General features: G+C 42.7%; 13 protein-coding genes and 1 pseudogene. 1 reads left to right on the forward strand and 13 read right to left on the reverse strand.

Annotated elements, in window-relative coordinates; genetic code table 11:
- From VB620_RS14135 to VB620_RS14190, 12 genes and pseudogenes are all read right to left on the reverse strand, one after another.
- Positions 1 to 165: pseudogene (locus VB620_RS14135) on the reverse strand (RNA-guided endonuclease TnpB family protein); the annotation flags it as partial.
- Between the two features lie 351 nt (positions 166 to 516).
- The gene (gene cysK / locus VB620_RS14140; protein WP_323196792.1) at positions 517 to 1,449 is read right to left on the reverse strand and encodes a cysteine synthase A; all 933 of its coding nucleotides are present in this window, start codon (positions 1,447 to 1,449) and stop codon (positions 517 to 519) included.
- Positions 1,450 to 1,523: 74 nt separating this feature from the next.
- Positions 1,524 to 4,166, reverse strand: a complete 2,643-nt coding sequence (locus VB620_RS14145; RefSeq protein WP_323196793.1) for a cyclic nucleotide-binding domain-containing protein — start codon at positions 4,164 to 4,166, stop codon at positions 1,524 to 1,526.
- 90 nt (positions 4,167 to 4,256) lie between these two features.
- Positions 4,257 to 4,718, reverse strand: a complete 462-nt coding sequence (locus VB620_RS14150; RefSeq protein ID WP_323196794.1) for a DUF2214 family protein — start codon at positions 4,716 to 4,718, stop codon at positions 4,257 to 4,259.
- Between the two features lie 523 nt (positions 4,719 to 5,241).
- Complete coding sequence (locus VB620_RS14155; protein ID WP_323196795.1) at positions 5,242 to 5,550, reverse strand: transposase; 309 nt, start codon at positions 5,548 to 5,550, stop codon at positions 5,242 to 5,244.
- Positions 5,551 to 5,618: 68 nt separating this feature from the next.
- Positions 5,619 to 7,322 (reverse strand): DUF1565 domain-containing protein, encoded by a 1,704-nt coding sequence (locus VB620_RS14160; protein ID WP_323196796.1) that lies wholly within the window; start codon positions 7,320 to 7,322, stop codon positions 5,619 to 5,621.
- A gap of 316 nt (positions 7,323 to 7,638) precedes the next feature.
- Positions 7,639 to 7,836: a hypothetical protein gene (locus VB620_RS14165; RefSeq protein ID WP_323196797.1), complete on the reverse strand. Its 198-nt coding sequence runs from the start codon at positions 7,834 to 7,836 to the stop codon at positions 7,639 to 7,641.
- 540 nt (positions 7,837 to 8,376) lie between these two features.
- Positions 8,377 to 11,484, reverse strand: a complete 3,108-nt coding sequence (infB, locus tag VB620_RS14170; RefSeq protein WP_323196798.1) for a translation initiation factor IF-2 — start codon at positions 11,482 to 11,484, stop codon at positions 8,377 to 8,379.
- Positions 11,485 to 11,895: 411 nt separating this feature from the next.
- Positions 11,896 to 12,165, reverse strand: a complete 270-nt coding sequence (locus VB620_RS14175; RefSeq protein ID WP_323196799.1) for a YlxR family protein — start codon at positions 12,163 to 12,165, stop codon at positions 11,896 to 11,898.
- A gap of 148 nt (positions 12,166 to 12,313) precedes the next feature.
- A complete protein-coding gene (gene nusA, locus VB620_RS14180) occupies positions 12,314 to 13,591 on the reverse strand; it encodes a transcription termination factor NusA (RefSeq protein ID WP_323196800.1) in 1,278 nt (425 codons plus the stop codon).
- A 185-nt stretch (positions 13,592 to 13,776) separates the two neighbouring features.
- A complete protein-coding gene (rimP, locus tag VB620_RS14185) occupies positions 13,777 to 14,238 on the reverse strand; it encodes a ribosome maturation factor RimP (protein ID WP_323196801.1) in 462 nt (153 codons plus the stop codon).
- A gap of 284 nt (positions 14,239 to 14,522) precedes the next feature.
- Complete coding sequence (locus VB620_RS14190) at positions 14,523 to 15,974, reverse strand: hypothetical protein (RefSeq protein ID WP_323196802.1); 1,452 nt, start codon at positions 15,972 to 15,974, stop codon at positions 14,523 to 14,525.
- A gap of 264 nt (positions 15,975 to 16,238) precedes the next feature.
- Here VB620_RS14190 and VB620_RS14195 point away from each other — a divergent pair, with 264 nt between their 5' ends.
- Positions 16,239 to 17,087, forward strand: coding sequence for a peptidoglycan-binding protein (locus tag VB620_RS14195; RefSeq protein WP_323196803.1), 849 nt, complete (start codon positions 16,239 to 16,241; stop codon positions 17,085 to 17,087).
- Positions 17,088 to 17,127: 40 nt separating this feature from the next.
- On the opposite strand, the gene VB620_RS14200 is transcribed toward VB620_RS14195, so the two are convergent.
- On the reverse strand, positions 17,128 to 19,761 hold the full coding sequence (locus VB620_RS14200) for a WD40 domain-containing protein (protein WP_323196804.1): 2,634 nt from the start codon (positions 19,759 to 19,761) through the stop codon (positions 17,128 to 17,130).
- Between the last annotated feature and the right edge of the window lie 16 nt (positions 19,762 to 19,777).

Below are 19,777 nucleotides of genomic sequence, written 5' to 3' on the forward strand. Positions count from 1 at the left end.
TGCAAGTACAGCACAATATTTTTGCAAGTCGTTTTTGCCTACACCACTAACATCCATCCATAGCCGAATACAGCTATTCCGAATGAACTTAGCAGTACGAATTGCTTTATCTACTGCAATGAATTGCGCTGACTTTCCATAAGCTTTAAACTCAAAAACAAGCATCTTTCTACCTCCTGTCTTATACTACCACTTTTGGTATAAGATTAATTCAAATATAATAAAAAGCCGTCGTAGAACAACGGGGCTTTAAACCCATTTCTTCGGTAATCAAGAGCGATGTAGAAAAAAGTATTGTCTCACCAAACCCAGAAATAAAACCCCAAGAAAAACGTGGGTAGCGATTATATTACTATATAGTAGTTTTGTTTATAAGTTGAAACATTTCCAAATTTCCCAGGTGATGCCTTCTCCGCGTTCGCAGAGCGTGTCGTAGATAGACGCTCCACGTAGCTTGCTTCCCCGTAAGGGTAGGGCGATCGCTACGATCGCAGTATTCAATCTATGCAGTGTCTATTATTCATCCCACATAGGAGTACTGAGATATCGTTCCCCAGCACTTGCTTGGATAGCGACAATCAGCTGATCTTGATATTGCGATCGCTTGCCTACTTGTAATGCTGCATACAAAACCGCACCTGTAGAAATACCACTAATAATCCCTTCCTGACGGGCAAGTTGACGACCTATTTCATAGGCTTGTTCATCAGTAACAGTGATAATCTCATCCATTAAATCCACCCGCAGCACATCTGGAACAAAACCTGCACCAATACCTTGAATATTGTGTAATCCGGGGGACTGATGACTGAGGACAGCGCTGGTAGCAGGTTCAACTGCCACAATCTGGATTTGGGGATTTTGCTGTTTCAGGTAGCGTCCAGCACCAGTCAAAGTTCCACCAGTTCCCACCCCAACTACAAATACTGCAATTTGTCCCTCTGTATCCTGCCAAATTTCTGGTCCGGTAGTGTGGTAGTGAATTTTTGGGTTAGCAGGATTGCTGAATTGTTGGGGAGAAAAGGCATTAGAAATACTGGCTAACAATTCGTTAGCGTGGGCTATAGCACCAGCCATGTCTTCTGCTTCGGGTGTGGTGACAACTTCAGCACCATAAGCTTGAATAATTTGCTGACGTTCCCGGCTCATATTTTCTGGCATTGTTAGGATTAAGCGGTATCCTTTCGCAGCACAAACCATTGCTAAACCAATACCAGTATTACCAGAAGTCGCCTCGATAATCGTGGAAACTCCTGGCTGTATTAAACCAGCTATTTCTGCCTCAGTAATCATACTAATAGCAATGCGGTCTTTTACTGATTTACCAGGATTCATCCCTTCCAATTTTAAGGCGATATTAGCGACACAGCCTGAACTTTGAGGTAAGTTTTGTAGCTTTACCAAAGGAGTGCGACCGATAGTTTCGGTTATATTGTTATAAATAAGCATATAGTAATCCGTTTTATTTATTGATTTAACAAACCATTGTCCTATTACTCAGGAGTATTTTTTCTTTTCATTGTTTAAAACATGAGTTGAAAAAATACGACAATGAAACCTACCATTAAAAATATATGGGGCAGGTTACTAACTAATGGACGTTTGGTGATTTTGACCAAGGGATAAATGCTGAAGATGAGGATAGATAATAGAGTGACACCCTGTAAAAAAGCTGCCACATCTAGACTCCAAGTTAGGGTAGGTAAACCTGCACCACTGTATCCAAAAGTCCGAGCAATTACAGGAATAATTTTTCCCGCTTCCGTAATTGCAGAGGGGATGTAATAAGCTAAATTTGCTCCTAGAGTCATAGGCAAGTAAGCGTAGATTACAGTTAGATAATCTGGCATTTCCTGGTCAATAGTCCTAGCAATTTTGTGGGTCAAATAAGTGGTAACAAAGGGAATAGTTAATAATAATGTCACCACAGGTATAGCGGTTAGTAAATGCTCAGAATCAAGGGCAATATTTCCAAATCCAAACCAATCCAAGATTCGGTGGGAATAGTGCATAAACACTCCACCGAATAGCAACAACATTAAAGCAGCTTCCGCCCAGAAACCTTGATGATTTTCTAATAAGTCAGTCCCAGGAAAACGCAAATTAATTTGTACAGAGCGATTGGGACAAGCTTTTAAACAAGTCATACATAAAACACAATCTCGATTATCCTTCAATTGTGCCGGATGGGAGTAGAGGGGACACCCTTCTGTAGCTTGTCCTTCCATGGGTACAGCATCCGCAAAATTAACTGGGGTAGCATTTGTACTACCTTTGTAACAGGAAAATGTACTACACTGACTGCCACATACTTGCTGAGTTGAACGCAATTCTATCATTGACAGTTTGGCAAACATCCCATTCATACCCCCAATGGGACAAAGATAGCGACACCACAAACGACGTTCATAAATTACGCTACCAATTACCGCCCCACCAGTGATTATTAATAATAACGAGGCTGAAAGATTAGGGGTATGGGGCAAATCCCAGAGTTTTTCCCACAGATAAATGGCGACAAAACCAGCCCAGAGTAACCAAGCACCCCATTTATTTAACCATTTTGTAGGCCAAGGTAACAATTTCCGGGGGTAAATCCACAGGGATATTTTTCGCAGCCATTCCGCAGTAATCATAAACGGACAGACAGCACACCACAGACGACCTGCAATTGGAAATAATAGCAGGTAAAAAGGCCACCACCATGCCCAGAAAAAGTTCAGAGTCACACTGGCATCCCTGGTCTGGGGTCCAAGATAGCCCATAATGGTGACAGGGATAGAAATCGCCATCATCACTATCCAGAAGCGTTCAGGCCACCATTTACTCAGGAGAAATCTGCGTAACCAGGGTATTTGGTTAAGTAAATCAACTCGAAAGGCATTTTTTTTCGATTCCACTGACCATAATACTTGTTCTGGAATCACGGACTCTTCCAGGGGGGTCATGACGACAGCGCGTTTGAGAATGCCTTCAAGTTCTACTAAATTGGCTGGATAGTCGTAACTAATTAAGCGACGGATATCAGCTTGATTGAGTTCTAAAAGAGTTCGTCTACTGTCTCGACAAAATTTATTTAAGAAATAGGTAGCAAAATCCGGGATATCCTGTTTGCGTTGAGGGAGAGAAAACAGCTTGATTTCATGGGCTTTTACATCAGCAAAATTGGTTTTGCTGGGACTGGCGAGGATTAAGCGTACCCAAGAGGAGATGGAAGAATCGGGAGAATTTTCGACTTTGGTTTGTAATTTACCAGTTTTTAGATAATCAATCAGGCGATCGCATTCTTGTTTTCTTAATAATTGGACATTATCAATCAATAATGTACCTCTTTCCAGGAGTTCAATAATACCCGGTTGGTCTACTTTGCCAAATATGCTATCTGTATTAATTAAACCCGTTTCATCGCAGGGTAACTGAGCAAGATCAATTTCTGCAAAGGGGCGATTGTGTAATCCTGAATGTGCATGAATGAACCCAGCAATAAAGGTTTTGCCAGTACCCGGTGATGCTTGCAATATCACAGGTTTTAAATCAGCCGCTGCTTGCTGAACTTGCTGTTGTAGTTTTTGACTGGCTTTACTCTCACCAATGATTGACTCAACTGTTGGTACTGAATGAATATAACTTTGTAGCCCCTGAATTCTGGCTTCTTCTTTAGCTATGCGTTCAGCAAAATTTGTTAAGTCTTGGGCAAGAAAGTTATTTATAGTACCTTGTATCTCTGGATAATTGCGTTGGATTTGGATAAAATCATCCCGTCTGAGAAACCAAATTTCGCTTTTAGAAAGTGCGATCGCACTAGCACGATAGGTAGCATTTGTCTGTTGTTCTACTAATGGTACATAGCCAAAAACATCACCTGCATTGCGATAGGTAATGTGGGTTTTACTTATACGAGATTGACGATAAATCTCTACTGAACCCCATTTCAGTAGATACAAACCCACAGGTTTTAAATCCTGGCGATAAATTTCGGTATCCGCTTCTATTTTTAGAGTTTGCAGAGATTGAGCGATCGCATTAATTGCTTCTTGACTTAATTTTCCCCAAACTCTATGAAAACTTAACCAGTCAGCACATTCTAAAACTGCTTGTTCATCAGATCGAAACTCCCCATTGATAGCGGGTTGTAGAGGTAGTGGTTGCACCTGACTGGTTCTCATTACTACATTCCTAGTTATTGTGTTTTCAGAAAATTACAGTTAAAAAATATCGAATTTTCATTAATATTTTCCTATGATTATCCTTGATGGTTAAAACGAAAACAGTCTAATTCCCCGCGCTAAAAGTGCCGCAAACAAGGGGATGAGGGAAAACCCAACTAATTCCCCCCGAATAAACCAGGAGAGTCGCTGGACTTGCGGCAATTCTAAATTGGGAGGTTTGCTATCCCGTAAGTCCTTAATCCAGGACAAAAAGGAAAAGGTGGGGTAAAGAGACAATACACTCACCAGTATGAATATCCCGATTTTGGTATAAAATACTAAACTGCTGAGATAATAATCAGTTCCCTTACCAAAGTAAATGACTCTCAAAATTCCTGTAACCAGAATTGTAGTAGCCGATAAACCATAAACAGCATCTGCTATAACCACTCTCCAGGCTGCTTCCAGACTGATATCTTTTTTCAGATTTTGACTTTCAACCACCAACGCCCCAAACGCCAGCATGAATCCCAGATAGTGTAAGTACGCTGTAATAGCACTTTCCCACATTGGTTTCTCCAGAATATACGTAGTAAAAAATACCGACTTCGCACCCCAAAAGGAGTTTTACCCAACACTCAGATGTCTTCGACTCTTGAGAATATAGTTTTATTTTATGGGCAATTCACAATGAGGGATAAAATTACCAGAAGTTTACCAATAATCTGACGAGCAATGGGGGCATAACACGGATTATCTCATCTCTAAGTTGAGCGATCGCCTGCTTATTGTGAATGGTGGTGTCGTCCACGTCGTAGATCCAGAATTTCCGGCCGTCCGAGGTGAGCAGTGACATTGGTCTGGTTTTGGCTAGACACAGCAATTTTCATAGGACTCCTGATTTATTGAATTTAAGAGCGTTGATTGACGATTTGGAATTGTTAGAACCCATTTGATATCTATGCCTGAGCTAACCGCTTAAGCATGAGTCGAATAAAACATAGATTGAGCTTGGCAGTCGCATGACTGAGTGTACGCTCAAAGTTTTTGACCAAACTCTTACATCGTTCCATCTAAGCATTGGAGCGTTCTATTACCCAACGAGTGGCGACCGGCACAAACCCGGTTTTACCAAGAGCTGCTTTTTCGGCTCTCGTGGGTTTGGGTGACAGTTGGAATCGGATCTTACTTTTCGCCACTGCTTGTAGTGCCAAAACACTGTTGAATAGGGCGGTAACTCTCTGGGTAAATCAAACCAGTTACACCCCTTCTTGAGTTGATAAAAGATCCCATCTAAGATTTGTCGCCTTGTCCACTTTAGTGGTCTGGTTTGTTTTTTATCGGGCAACAGTGGTTCAATTATTTCCCACTCTTGATCCGTTAAGCTACTGGAGTACGGCATTTATTTTTTATTTTCCCCTTTCTCCCAAGATCCCAAATGGGTTCTATAGGATGTCAAAGATAGGAATTTTACTGCCCTGTTACCAAATAAGGTGAGGTAATTGGTTCAACACGTCCAGCATTCACAAGTGCTTGGTAAACAAAAGCAGCAATTTCCGCTCTAGTTGCGGGGCGATTGGGATTAAGTTGTCGAGCGGTCGGATAGTTAATCACCAATTGTTGTGTAGTTGCCGCCGCTACCGGGGCGATTGCGTAATTAGGAATTTGGGCTGCATCACTATAAAAAGCCAAAACATTCTGATTATTAGCAGTAAAACCCAGACCATTGGCTAAGGAAACCAGTGCCTGGACTCGAGGAATTTGCTGCTGTGGTTGAAATCTACCATCAGGATACCCTGAAAGAAATTCACTCCGATAAGCCGATTGAATCGCACCGTAAGCCCAGAAATTATTGGCTACATCCCTAAAGTTAATACCTGTGCGTTTAACTGGCGGTGTCAAAGCCTTGGTCACAATGGCGGCAAATTGAGCGCGAGTGACAGGATCATTAGGTTTAAAACTGCCATCAGGAAAGCCGGCAATGATATTTTGTGATGCTAGGGCTTCAATGTAAGCTTTTGCCCAGTAGCCTTCCGGTACGTCTCCAAAAGCACTTTGACCAGTGGGAAGGTCAACAGTAGCAGCCACAAAATTGACTTGACCAAAAATCTGGCTCTGATCAATATCGTTACCAACAGCGAGAATGGTATTCGAGGTAGCATTATTCACATCATATCGGATGTTACTGCGAATCAAATTCCCACCGGGATTATCATTAGTACCAAGGTCAGGGAGAGCATTGACAGTTGCCACAATGCCATCCCGCTTATTGTTTTGAATGACATTTTTACGCAGTACAGGTTTAGCTGATTGTGAGATATATAAACCATCTTGGTTTTGGATGATTTGGTTCCCTTCAATTAGGGGTGTGGAAGTACCACCAACAGCTAAACCAAAACCTGTATCTTGAAATAAGTTATTGCGAATTTCACCTTGGGCTTTGCTAGCTATGGAAATGCCGTTACCCTGGTTCTGCACAAATCGGTTATTTTCAACTTGGGGATTACTCGTACCAGTGATAAAAACACCCTCTCTGGCACTGTTAGTAAAAGTATTATTTTGAATGGTGGGATTACTTGATTCCACCCAAACTGCTGTACCGCGCTGATTGGAGTTTGTCACAGTTAAACCTGCAACAGTAGTATTATTGTTAGCTAAAATTGTAATATTTTGTACGGCAAAGGTGCGACTGGCGTAAGAACCACCACCAGTAACTAATATTCCCTGACCTTTACTAGATTCATCACCACGTAGGGTAATTCCTGGGTTTATTAACAGGGGAAATTGTTCGCCAGATTCGGTGCTGTAAGTCCCTGGGGCTAGTTGAATTATTGTGCCTGGTTGGGCTTGTCTCAGAGCAAAAGAAATAGTTTTATAGGGTGCATCTGCGGTAGTAACAACACCAGATGTATCCGTACCGGTTTCTGGATTAACGTAAATTATTGTTGCAGATGTAGGAACTTGCGCTATCAGAGTCGAGGTATTTACTTCTTTTTGGGTAGCATTTGCCTGACTAGTCAGTAAGAGGGAACCCCCAGATACTGCTAACAAAGCCAGTATTCCAACTCGCAAAGGTAAAGTTGATTTGAGGTGACTACTCAAAAAAAGGTGAAAATTTTTGGCTGATAGCTGGGGTTGTGCAGCCATAGGAATAATAAAGTTCCAATATTTCATTTTATGTCTGTGATTAGCTGAATTATAGTTGGTTAAACAGGGTCAAATATAGCAGCTAAAAGCTATTTAATCCATGCCACACTATATTCGATGACTCGCAATCGATCAGCTAAGTTTCGCAATGCAACACATAAATAATTGGGTTCGTCTTCTTAAACTATTTAATTTTAGCCTATGAAATACCAGGTTTCCGTAGCTAACTACAGCTAGATACAGTAACTTTAGAGGAAAATATAGAAGTTGACGGAGAACTGTTTGATACTGCTTACCATCAACTTCGTTGTTTGTAATTAGGTTTACAGGATTTCCTCAATTTTCAGTACGCTAAAGTCTCTAAAGTTTCTCGTAAATATCTTTGTACCTGTTGTTCGAGGTGAAGTCCCTGCAATTGCGTATAGTGTTCTAGTTGCCAGCGTTTAAAACCTGAACTAGTGGCGATCGCGCATTTAAGACTATACCAAATTTCGGGATCAGCAGAAAATTGGCGATCGCTGGCAGATGGAATTTGAGCCATAGTTTCTCATTCCTCAGTTTTAACTTCAAGCGTTATAGCAGTTTTCACCTTCAGCAAATAAGATATTGCTTAGATGAGAAAGTGCATAATTTGTTTCACACCCATCAGGCTCTACTTTAAGGGTTTTTGTGGGTTTATGTTCATCCCTCTCAGGTATTGAAATCATCAAAGTACAATTTGATTAACCTGCACACTTAAAATAGTTCTTGCTGAATTTTTTCTTAAGATAATGGTTTTATAGCAGCAAATTCTGTCTAATTAGTCACTAAAACTCACGCTACACTCACGGTTATTGTAAAAATAGATGAATTACTAAAAAAGCTAGCGTAACGATCAGATTAATCTCATCTGCGCCACAGCTATATAAATCTCCGTATAATTTCTTGCTATGGCGGGGGTGTGCAACTGGCGTTGCTGAACGCTACTGGTATAGCGGGCGTAGCCAGTGCAGAGTGATGAGCTTTGAGGTTGCGAGTTGTCAACTCCTTTCCACTCAAAACTCATCATTTTTACTCATAACCCAGCCATTAATAACCAGCACTATTTCGTCAGCGTTAGTGTACGTCGCTTGGTTACCATTTGGAAGGCTTCAATCATGTCACCTTCAACCCAGTCATGGAATTTATCAATGTTGATTCCGCATTCATAACCGGAGTTGACTTCTCGCGCATCTTCTTTCATCCGTTTCAGGGAATCAAGGACACCTTCGTAGACCACCTTACCGGAACGACGCACGCGCACTTTGCAGTTACGAACCAACTTACCAGACTGCACATAGCAACCAGCAACGGCTCCACGACCGACTGGGAATACGGCACGGACTTCGGTTTGTCCCAGGGGTTCTTCCACCAACTCTGGTTCCAGAAGACCTTCTAAGGCTCCTTGGATGTCTTCCAAAAGTTTGTAAATGATATTGTATTCCCTGACATCTACCCCAGCTTCATCAGCTGCTTGTCTCGCACCACTGGCGTAGGTGGTGTTAAAGCCAATGATTACGGCTCCACTAGCTGCGGCTAGGTCAATATCTGTCTCAGTTATTTCCCCTGCGGTAGCCAATAGCATCCGAATTTGCACTTCGTTTTGGGGGATTTGTCTGAGAGATCCCACAATGGCTTCTACAGAACCTTGAACATCTGCTTTTAGGATCAAGTTCAGTTCTTTCAACTCACCTTCTTGTGCTTGAGCTGAGAGAGTAGTTAGAGTCACACGTCCTTGTAGCAGGCGAGATAAACGTTGTTTGTCCGCGCGGTTTGCTGCCAGAGTTCTGGCTTCTTTTTCATTAGCGAAGACTTCAAAATCGTCACCTGCTCCTGGGACATCACTTAAACCAAGAACCTCTACGGCAAAGGATGGACTAGCAATATCGACTCGTTTGCCTCTGTCATCAACCATCGCCCGTACTTTACCAAAGGCAGAACCGGCTACCAACATATCTCCCACGTGCAAAGTACCATTCTGAATCAGCAGGGTAGCAACTGCTCCTTTTGCTTTATCCAGATGCGCCTCAATCACTGTTCCTTTAGCAGAACGATCTGGGTTAGCAGATAGTTCTCCTACTTCTGCAACTAGCAGAATCATATCTAAAAGGGTATCCAAGTTTTCCCCCTTGATAGCACTCACTGGAACCATAATCGTTTCACCGCCCCATTCTTCAGGGGTGAGACCATACTGAGTGAGTTCTTGTTTAACGCGGTCTGGCTGCGCCCCTTCTTTATCAATTTTGTTAATGGCGACAAGAATGGGTACTTCAGCAGCTTGAGCATGGCTAATAGCTTCTATAGTTTGAGGACGAACGCCATCATCAGCAGCCACTACTAGAATGGCAATATCTGTGACTCGCGCTCCCCGCGCCCGCATCGCTGTGAATGCTTCGTGTCCGGGAGTATCTAAGAAAACTATTTGATGCGGTTGTCCTTCATGTTCCACATCCACATGGTATGCACCAATGTGCTGAGTAATACCACCAGCTTCGCCAGAAGCTACTTTGGTCTTACGAATTGAGTCGAGCAGAGTTGTCTTACCGTGGTCTACGTGACCCATAATCGTTACTACTGGTGGACGGCGCTGGAGTAGTTCCATATCAGCCACATCCAACATTTCTGTGACTTTGCGCGCTTCTGCTTCTCGTTCGGCGGTTTCGACTTCTATTTCTAGCTCTTTACCTACCAAAGTAATAGTTGGGACATCCAAATTCTGGGTGATACTCACCGCCATACCTTTGAGGAACAGGATTTTTACAATCTCTGTATCAGCAACAGCGAAAACGTCAGCCAGTTCTTGAACTGTCATCGGCCCTGTAATCACTACTATTTCAGGACGATCACGCTTAGTTTCCACTTCTTGGCGACGGTTATTGTCCCGGCGAGAAAAAGATCTTTTTCCTCTAGTATTTGGGGCGCTAATAACTGCTGGTGCGGGTGACTGTGTTGGTCGAGCAGCTTTTGGTTTGGGAGGACGGGCGATGGAAAGACTTACCTGGACAGTAGCTGGGGAGTTTTGATCATCATCATCCAGTAAATCTTCTTCAAAGTCATCATCAACGACTGGTTTGACCCGTTTGCCTTTAACTCCGACTTTACCGGCTTTTTCCTTGATTTCGTCAATAATCTCTTCTTCTTGCCACCTTTTACCACCTTTGGCTAGACGTGGTGGAGTGGGACGTTTTAAATCAAGTAATTCTGGTCCGGGTCCGTCTGTATCATTGCTGAGATCGACTTTTCCTTGTCCACCTGACATTGATTTAGGTGGAGTAGCGACTGGTGAGGCTACAGGTTCCGATGGACGTACTGGGCGACTGGGTCTTGGTCCATCTACCGCAGGTCGATTTCCTCTGGAGTCTGATCTGACTGGTGATTGGGTGGAACGAGTCGGTTTCGGTACTGGAGCCTGTGGGCTATCGCTGTCGTTCGCCTTAGCTACCTTTGGCTTGACTTGATCTCGTTTGAGTAATGGTTTCTCTGATGGAGTTAGCTGGTCAGATGCGATATGAGCGTTTGCTGCTGCCGGTCTAGATGGTGGGGCTACCAAATTGGGTTTTTGGGGTTTGTCCGCTTTGGGTCTGGGCGAAACCCCACTTCGGCTGCGCTCTGTGCCAGCTTGTTCGGGTTTTCCTGCTACTTTTGTTGCCTGTGCCTCTTTATTAGAAACTTGATCTGCTTGTGTGCTTGTAGCTTCTGGTGAGGTCTCAGATTGATTCCGGGGTACGGGTCGAATTGGTGCCGTCGGCTTCATGGGTGAGACTTGTGTATCGATTGGCTCTGATGGTGAAGAAGAATTAACTTCGGAGGAAGCAAGCTGGCTATCATTTGTAGCTGCTGCTTCTGGGGCGTTGGAGGTGGTATTTCTCAATATTTTGGGTTTGCGAATTTCCAAAATTTGCTGTTTGTGAGGTGGGGTAGGTCGATTGCGATCGCCAGTTTGCGATGAATTGAGTTTATGGCTGGATGTACCTTCTTCTTTTTTATTCATCGCATTCGTAGCTGTCAGTTTTTCGGCAGCCGTTCGTATACGTTCTGCTTCAGATTCTGAAATAGTACTGCTATGACTTTTGACCGCAATGTTGAGCTGGTCGCAGATTGCTAATAGCTCTTTATTATCCAAATTCAATTCCTTTGATAATTCGTAGATTCTAACTTTGCCGTTGGTCATCCACTCTTCCCCTTTAATTTACAGTTTTTTAGCGGATGGTTGCCTGGTTTTCGACATCTCCATCCTTTGATTACTGTTTTTAGGTTGCCCTTGGTGATTTTGCCGGTGCCTCCAGTCAGGAAAGAGAGATGTTTTGGTTTAACTCTGACATTGCCACCAAGGATGATGGTTGATGCCAAGCTGCGCTTGAGCGCTACCAGGTTGCCATTTTTTAGTTGTTTGTTTTGCTGATTCTGAGTCTTCCACAACACAATCGAGTAAAACTTGTTTGGGAGTATTGCTATGCCACTCTTCTTGTGAAACAGCCGCAGCCTAATACACCCATTTACTATTGTGGCATTCACCCCATCAATTGCAGAGTCGGCTTGATGCACAAAGACTCTGGGGATTACCGCCCGAAGGTTTTTCCACCTAATTTTGATTTTGGGTATGGCTTTGGGCTAGACGCTGCCACAATTCTTCATACAGTGTTTCTGGCACTGATGCATGTAGCGATCGCCCTAGTCGATTTTTTTTCTGAGCCGCTTGTAAGCAACTCATTTGTGGGCAAATATAAGCAGAACGCCCCATGCCCTGATCTAATTGTACCTTTCCCGATGGAAAGACGCGGACAATTCGCCAAAAGTCTTCTTTCAAGCCTACTTTGCGGCAACTAATACAACGCCGATAATTTGGTTTCATTGGTCTTTCTTGACTACAGGTAAGCAATCTGAGCATGAAAATAAAATTAGCTTTACCAATCTTTACTTACATTGCAATAATTGATTCCTGGTAATCAATAAGACTAGTGATGTTGTCAATAGTAGCAGAACTCCATAACACTAATAAATTAATCTTGATCACTCGTCTCAAAAATTTCTTCTTCCTCTTCTAGTCCTAGTTGATTTTGATCATCTAGCTCCTCTTGTTCCAGTTCATCTTCTTCTGGTTGATATTTAGCTCGTGCGGCTGCGAACTTGGTGTCTTCTCCTGCATAATCATACTTAGCCTGATCTTTAATGTCGATTTTCCAACCAGTTAAACGGGCTGCCAACCGGACATTTTGTCCTTCTTTACCAATAGCTAAACTCAGTTGATCTTCAGCCACTAGTACGTGAGTTTGTCGGCTTTCTGGGTCCATGAGACGGACTTCATCGACCCTTGCTGGACTCAAGGCGTTAGCAATATATGTGGATGGGTCTGGAGACCAACGAATCACATCTATTTTTTCGCCACGCAATTCATTAACGACAACTTGAATGCGTGATCCTCTGGCTCCAATACAAGCACCTACTGGGTCTACATCACGATCCAGAGTATCTACAGCAATTTTAGTCCGTGGCCCTACATAACGGGAAGGGGGATTAGCTTCTCGTGCTACAGCGACAATTCTTACCACCTCATCTTCAATTTCCGGGACTTCGTTAGCAAACAGATAAACTACTAACCCAGCATCAGCACGAGATACGAGCAACTGAGGACCTCGTTGTTGCCCTTGGGAAACCTTTTTCAGATATACCTTAAAGGTGGCATTGGCTCGATAATTATCATTGGGTAATTGTTCCCGCTTTGGTAATTCAGCTTCTACTTCTGGCTGACCAAAGCTGCTGGCTACTGCTAGAATCACCGATTGTCTCTCAAACCGCAAAACTCTGGCTTGCAGAACAGTTCCTTCCAAGTCTTGGAACTCTTCTTGCACCATTTGGCGTTGTTGATCCCGCAGTTTCTGTGCTAGCACTTGCTTTGTTTGCATTGCTGCCATCCGACCAAATTCGCCTTGATCTGGGGTGACATCCAGGACTACAGAATCTCCCAATTGGGCTTCGGGAGCAACTTGTTGTACTTCCTCTAAGGAAATTTGATGGTCGGAATTATCAACTCCTTCCACAATACTTTTAGTGGAAAGAACACGAAATCCTTCTCCTTCGATATCAAGTTCTACTTCAAAATTATCAAAATACTCTTCGTCAAACTGTCTTTTTTCTAAGTTTTGGGCGCGGCGATAACGTTCATACCCTTTCAGTAATGCTTCTCTAATAGCTGATTGAACTGCAAGACGAGGCAAATTACGCTCACGACTAATACTTTCAATTAATTCTTTTAATCCTGGTAAACTAACCATTGACATAAGCAATCTCCTTTAAAATCAGATTCTAAAAAATAAGAAAGACCCGATTCATCCCATCTGTACAAAGAGGGGAGAAAGTGGGAAATTACGCATTAAAGGTTGGGGATTAGAGAAAAGTTTGACTCTACTCCCTAGCCTTTAGCTTCTAGTCTCTAGTCTCTAGCCCCTAGTGCTGAGTTCCTGATCTATCCAGGCTCATCTAGCTGCACCTTTGTAACTAGGGTGCGGGGAATTTCAATGACGCGACCTTTTTGGTTTAAGTAAACAGTGGTTTCATCCCGACGAATCAAGTTACCAATCCATTCTTGGTGTCCGTGGTATGGTTCGGAAGCGGAGATGATCACAGGAAATCCTTTGAAGGAAATAAACTCTCTGTCTGTAATTAATTGTCGTGAAATTCCAGGACTGGATACTTCCAAGACGTAAGCATCTGGAAGGATTTCCGCCGCATCTAAGGAAGCTTCTAAAGCACGACTCATCCGCTCACAATCATTTAAACCTGTGTCTTCCTGGGGATTGCGGATGTCTACCCGTAATACTGGTGGACGCTGGTTGGTGTGAAAAACTATGGCAACGACTTCTAAGCCCAGTTCTGTTGCTACTGGTGTCGCTAAATCGATAATTTGTGGAACTAAAGGATGAGTCATGCGAAATTTCAATAAAAAAAGTGGGCATAGACCCACTTCCTGCGATAGGGATATCTTCCAAGAAGTCTTTTGACACTCTCAGGTTAGAAAACTCTGAGATTTTTTAAGACTGACTTAAAAGGCATTGTCAAGGTGCCTCTACACGCTTAGAATATCTACCACTAGGATAGGTATTGTAATTGCGTTTAGTTGTGACGAATCAATAATGCTCCGTCTCTATTCCGAGTTTAGCGCATTTCTTTAATAGTCAATAGTCATTAGTCAATGGCTGATCTCCCTGGTCTTTAATAATTTTTCTGCTTGGGTGGGAGAACAGTACCGTTATCTGCTGGTGTCTGAATTGATGGTTGATTTCTTAACTGTCTTGTTTGCTCCATAATTTGGTCTATGTCTTCTTGAGATAGGCGCTGGACATAGTTGAGCTTGACTTCTTCGAGGAAGTCAGACATTAAGCTTTGAATTTCAGCAAGTAGGTGTTTTTGCTGTACTTCTTCTCCCAAGGCTTTTGTAAAGCTTTCCGCTAGCTGAGTAGAAAGTTTTGCTCCCACGGGATCTTCTATGGCCGCAGTGAGGGCGCTGTAAAGGTTGGTGGTGATTTGAGTTGCTAGTTGTTCGCTGAGTTGATTTTGCATATTTCCTATCCCCGGAATGTTGTGGAGGTTGCGGTAGATGGGAACTTGATTGATGCTTGTGCCGATATTGTGGCGTAAAATGGCAATGATTTCTGGTTGAATTTTGGGCAGGATTTGATAGACTACTGTTTGAATAACGATTCCGGCGATCGCCTCTACTTCGTTGGTATTATTAATGTCTATGTAGGGTCGCAGATTTTCTTTTTGTGTTAGCCAGCTGGTAACATCACCGCGTTTAATTGAACCCTGAATCTGGTTAATGACTCTGATTACAACTATTTCTGTGAGTTCTTCGGCAAAATTAGCCAAGATTGATTGATTTATTTGCTGTCGTAATGGTTGTAAATTCAATAAATGCCCTTGGTCAAGGCGAATCATCACGGGTAGGATACGTAACCACCGCATAAAAGGTAACAGGAAAAATAGGTCGTACCACCGCCACAATACGGCATTCACCCAGGTAAAACTAGGATGACGACGGCGCAAATAAAAGGAACGTGCTAGTAACTCTGCGCCAAATAGCAATACAAAGGGTAAGTCAATTAGCCAAAAATTGTTCACTAGTTCGCCATTTTCGCCGATGCGACGGAAGTAGTTACTGGCTATTAAAGGGCGAATTTGTCGGTTAAAGAACTCTATTTCTTGGTTCCAGCCCTGTTGTAATAAATATTCGTTACTCCAAAATTGCGAAAATGACTGTTTTGCAGATTCTTCACCAATGCGATCGCGCATCCGATTTTTGGCTTTTTCAAAGTTACCACTTTTATCGGCTGCCGCAAATGGATTACTATCAATCATGTCGCCGCTCAGACGGCCAATTTCTTCTAACTTAGTTTTTGCTTCTGGTGAATTTAACCCAGTTTGACTCACTTGTTCTTGGAGTGCATTAACTGTGTTCAAATACTGACTGGTTTCTCTATGGTTTTCAATTCCTTTCACGGGATCATAAATTTTGGTAACTTCGGGGAGGTTCCGCAAATAGAAATCTCGCCAAGGTACATAACTCAAATCAAACAATACTAAGGATAAATTCACTGTGGCAATAAGTGCCATTAACCTTTCAAATATCAGGTTTCGCCGTTGTGGTGATTTTCTTTTAGCCATTGTTTCTGTATTCTTATACATAAAAATCTATGTATTATGGTTGCATATTAATTCAGCCTATGATCATGAGTAAATTAATATCCTCCTAGAAGATGATGGCAAATATATTTGTTCAGATATTCGGTTATATGCCATTAGCTAAATTTACATAAATCAATAATTATTTATAATATTCAACATAATTTTTTAACGAGCGTAACATTTGTCTGTAAATTTCTATATACTTCTGAAGAGTCTTAATTTACACGAGAGGAGTTTGAAAATATGTGGTGTGGACTTGGAAAATCTAGCATAGCGATCGCTTGCGTAGTAACTGCTAGTTTGGTAGTTGCAGATACAACTCTTGCGGCTCGTCAACGTAATTATACTCCTGCTGAGTTTCGGGCTGTGTTGCGAGGATTAGGCTATGAGGTGAAAGTGACAAACACGCCTCTCACAGATGACGAAACCAGAAAAGCAATTCGTGAATTTCAAAAGGGTTACAAACTGACTGTTGATGGTGTAGCAGGGCCAGCAACTCAAGATTTTGCCGCTAATATAGTGAAAATTTTGCAAGCAAATCTGAATGTAGTTATTAAGCCTGATACTCTTTTACCACGTGATCAGTTTTATGTAATTCAGACAGAAGCGGCTGTAACCGAAGCTCAGATGAAATTTGGAATGGAAGCAACCGGTATTGCTAATTTACGATTTCGTCAGAGGTTGAATGAAGAAGCGAAGAAAACTATAAGTCAGCCCACACCAAAGCCAAAACCGGAAGCTACACCAAAACCAACACCAAAGCCTGAAGCTACGCCAAAACCAACACCAAAACCGGAAGCTACACCAAAACCAACACCAAAGCCTGAAGCTACACCAAAACCAACACCAAAGCCTGAAGCTACGCCAAAACCAACACCAAAGCCTGAAGCTACGCCAAAACCAACACCAAAACCGGAAGCTACACCAACACCGGAAGCTACGCCAACACCTGAAATGCCGAAACCGGAAACTACACCAAAGCCTGAAACTACACCAAAGCCTGAAACTACACCAACACCGGAAGCTACACCAACACCAGAAGCTACGCCAACACCGGAAGCTACACCAACACCGGAAACGCCAAAAGAATAATGCTAGTCAGTTGGGTGGACGAGAGGAAGCCCAACATTTCTCAAATATTTGAGTGCGATGATCGCCAAATTTTGATATTTCCGCTACTGTCTCCAGCAGCCAGCCAATTTCCATCGGGGCTAAAGGCGAGGGAATAAACATGATCAAAATGACTGAGTGTGTAAATTTCTTTCCCTGTTGTCATAGACCACAATTTGATAGTTTTATCATCACTACCACTAGCTATAAACTGCCCATCTTCACTGAAAGCTAACGACGTAAACCAATAATTACAATCATCATCAATGAGGTTACGAATTTCTTGCCCTGTATTCAGACACCAAAGTTTGATTATGCCGTCCCAACTACCACTAGCGAGAAATTGCCCATCTCTACTGAAGGCTACAGAACCAACCACGTAGGAATGACCAGAGAAAGTGTACATTTCTTTCCCTGTGATCACATTCCACAATTTGATAGTGTTGTCCTCACTACCACTAGCGACAAACTGCCCATCTCTACTAAAGGCTAGTGAAATAACTGAATCAGAATGACCAGAGAGAGTGTAAATTTCTTCCCCGGTTGTCACAGACCACAATTTAATAGTGTTGTCACTACTACCACTAGCGAGAAATTGCCCATCTCTACTGAAGGCTACGCAATTAACAGAGGAAGAATGACCACAGAGAGTGTAAATTTCTTTGCCAGTGGTCACAGACCACAATTTGATAGTGTTGTCGTCACTACCACTAGCGAGAATTTGCCCATTATTACTGAAGGCTACGGAATAAACAAAGCCATCATGACCACTGAGCCTACAAATTTCTTTACCTGTATTAACAGACCACAGTTTGATATTGAAGTTCCAACTACCACTAGCTAAAATTTTCTCATCATGACTGAAGGCTACAGAACTAACCCAGGAGGAATCACCAGAGAGGGTGTAAACTTCTTTGCCTGTTTCCACTGATAAAAGTTTGATTGTGCCGTAGAAACTACTAGCATTAACGAGAAACTGCCCATCTCTACTGAAGGCTACAAGCGAGCCATAATCACCAGAGAGGGTACGAATTTCTTTCCCGGTGGTAACAGACCACAATTTGATAGTGTTCTCACTACAACTAGCGAGAAACTGCCCATCATGGCTGAAGGCTACGGAATTAACCGAGTGGGAATGACCAGAGAAAGTGCGAATTTCTTTGCCGATGGTGACATTCCACAATTTGATAGTTTTGTCATTACTACCACTAGCAAGAATTTGCCCATCTGAGCTGAAAGCTACGGAAGTAACCCCCCAGGAATGACCAAAAAGAGTGTAAATTTCTGTGCCTGTTGCCACATTCCACAATTTGATATTGAGAGTGTTGCCCCCACTAGCACTAGCGAGAAACTGCCCATTGGGGCTGAAGGCTACGGAATCAACCCCGTCGAAATGACCTGAGAGTGTATAAATTTCTTTGCCTGTGGCCACATTCCACAATTTGATAGTCTCGTCCTCACTACCACTAGCAAGAAACGCCACATCACTACTGAAGTCTACTGAATAAACTGAGTCGGAATGACCAGAGAGAGTAGAAATTTCTTTGCCTGTTGCTACATCCCATAATTTGATAGTTTTGTCATCACTACCACTAGCGAGAAACTGACCATCACTACTGAAGGCTACGGAACGAATATACGAGGAATGACCAGTCAAGGTGCGGATAAGTTTACCTGTAGTTGCCGACAACAAGTGAATAGCAATACCAGCTACACTTGCGAGCATATCTTCCTTGGGGTTAAAGGCTATTATTCCATCAATACCTAGAATATCGTGAACACATTCCCAAGATGGGGGTGTATGGGGATGAGATATGACTGGTTGTGATTTTATCCCTGCGCCCAATAAATCCAAAAACTCTGCCACTGACTGGGGACGAAACTTGTAATTTAGCGCCATCCCTTTCATAATTGCTTCATTCACCCTGTCACTGACATTGGGATTGAAATCTTTTGGTGGTTGTAGGGTAAAATTTTGCAATCTGGCTGGTGCTGGCATAGGCAATTCTGCTGTCAGCAAAGTATACAAGGTAGCAGCTAAGGCGTAAATATCAATATATTCTCCCCGTTCTTCTACTGGTAAATACTGCTCTGGTGGTGCATAACCAGGGGTAAAATTTTGTGTATGTTGTTGGACTCCACCGGGAAGAAATTGTCTGGCAATGCCAAAATCAATCAGCACAGCTTCTCGCTTACCTGCACGTATCATGATGTTATTTGGCTTTAAATCCCGATGTAACAAGCCTTTTTCATGAACCAGTGTCAAAGCATCGCCAATTTGCTGAATATATTGCAGTGCTTCCTCTTCTGGTAATGCTCCTGCTTCAGTGATTTTCTCTCCTAAATCCTCACCTGGGATGTATTCCATTACCATACATGGCAAGTTATCCTCATCAAAGACATTTTCTACTTGCACAATATGAGGATGGTGACACAAAGCTAGTCGCAAAGCTTCATCCCGAAAGTCTTGGCGTAATTTATCTTGCTTGGTTCTCCAGGCGGGATGATTGAGTATTTGTTCTCTAAGAGTTTTGATAACTCGTAATTCACTACGTCGATTTTGAGCCAGGTATGTAATACCAACTCCACCTTCACCCAGCTTTTTCTGGATTATGTAGCGCCCACCAAATAATTGCTGTCCTGGATTCCACACCATTGGTAAAGTCGGTAGA

The sequence above is a fragment of the Nodularia harveyana UHCC-0300 genome (genome assembly GCF_034931085.1).
GTDB lineage: Bacteria > Cyanobacteriota > Cyanobacteriia > Cyanobacteriales > Nostocaceae > Nodularia > Nodularia harveyana.

Bases quoted from the DNA above. Each gene is read 5' to 3' on its own strand.
- VB620_RS14165 (WP_323196797.1), bottom strand. From the start codon at position 7,836: ATGGCTCAAATTCCATCTGCCAGCGATCGCCAATTTTCTGCTGATCCC.
- rimP (WP_323196801.1), bottom strand. From the start codon at position 14,238: ATGACTCATCCTTTAGTTCCACAAATTATCGATTTAGCGACACCAGTA.
- nusA (WP_323196800.1), bottom strand. From the start codon at position 13,591: ATGTCAATGGTTAGTTTACCAGGATTAAAAGAATTAATTGAAAGTATT.
- VB620_RS14155 (WP_323196795.1), bottom strand. From the start codon at position 5,550: ATGCCGTACTCCAGTAGCTTAACGGATCAAGAGTGGGAAATAATTGAA.
- VB620_RS14200 (WP_323196804.1), bottom strand. From the start codon at position 19,761: ATGGTGTGGAATCCAGGACAGCAATTATTTGGTGGGCGCTACATAATC.
- VB620_RS14190 (WP_323196802.1), bottom strand. From the start codon at position 15,974: ATGGCTAAAAGAAAATCACCACAACGGCGAAACCTGATATTTGAAAGG.
- VB620_RS14160 (WP_323196796.1), bottom strand. From the start codon at position 7,322: ATGAAATATTGGAACTTTATTATTCCTATGGCTGCACAACCCCAGCTA.
- cysK (WP_323196792.1), bottom strand. From the start codon at position 1,449: ATGCTTATTTATAACAATATAACCGAAACTATCGGTCGCACTCCTTTG.
- VB620_RS14145 (WP_323196793.1), bottom strand. From the start codon at position 4,166: ATGAGAACCAGTCAGGTGCAACCACTACCTCTACAACCCGCTATCAAT.
- infB (WP_323196798.1), bottom strand. From the start codon at position 11,484: ATGACCAACGGCAAAGTTAGAATCTACGAATTATCAAAGGAATTGAAT.
- VB620_RS14175 (WP_323196799.1), bottom strand. From the start codon at position 12,165: ATGAAACCAAATTATCGGCGTTGTATTAGTTGCCGCAAAGTAGGCTTG.
- VB620_RS14150 (WP_323196794.1), bottom strand. From the start codon at position 4,718: ATGTGGGAAAGTGCTATTACAGCGTACTTACACTATCTGGGATTCATG.
- VB620_RS14195 (WP_323196803.1), top strand. From the start codon at position 16,239: ATGTGGTGTGGACTTGGAAAATCTAGCATAGCGATCGCTTGCGTAGTA.